The sequence below is a fragment of the Leifsonia sp. HAY1-4F genome (assembly GCF_056755275.1).
The window spans coordinates 1-550 of sequence record NZ_JBNDHX010000208.1 but is presented as its reverse complement, the minus strand read 5'-3'; the positions used below and the strand labels follow the sequence as shown (position 1 = coordinate 550).

At 71.3% G+C, this 550-nt stretch carries 1 protein-coding gene and 1 pseudogene; one reads left to right on the top strand and one right to left on the bottom strand.

The features are described from left to right. A pseudogene (locus tag ACPYOG_RS19225) lies at positions 1-188 on the top strand (hypothetical protein); the annotation flags it as partial. Positions 189-221: 33 nt separating this feature from the next. Here the strand turns inward: ACPYOG_RS19225 and ACPYOG_RS19220 are convergent. Continuing rightward, a partial coding sequence (locus ACPYOG_RS19220; protein WP_481295736.1) for a sensor histidine kinase occupies positions 222-550 on the bottom strand: 329 nt, incomplete at its 5' end.

Below are 550 nucleotides of genomic sequence, written 5' to 3'. Positions count from 1 at the left end.
CCTACACGTCGAAGGCGCTGCTCGTTCCGAACGTGTGCAAGACGCAGGTGGCGACGCCGAAGCCCACCATCCAGGACAGCTGGTGGCCGGTCGACGGCATCCCGGCGAAGTCGGCCGGCTGCCCCGGCGGCTGGTCCGCCTTTGCGATCGGTCAGCAGGTCTGGGCCGCGCGGACGGCCACGAAGTAGGGATCCCGCGACGGCGGATGCGCCGCCCCGGCCTCAGGCGGGCACGGGGATGGTGAGCTCGATGATCGTGCCGAGCCCCTCGACCGAGCGGACGTCGGCGCGGCCGGAGACCGCTTCGACGCGGTCCCGCAGACCCTCCAGCCCTCCGCCCGGCTCGATCCTCGCTCCGCCCTGCCCGTCGTCTTTCACGACGACCGCCATGGTGGAGTCGGTACGCGTCACGAGCACGCTGCAGTTGCGGGCGCGCGCGTGCTTCGCCGCGTTGGCGAGACACTCCGACACGCAGTAGTAGATGGTCTCCTCGACGACCTCGGGCAGGCGCTCCCCGATGTCGATGTGGACCTCGACGGGCAGGTGGCTGC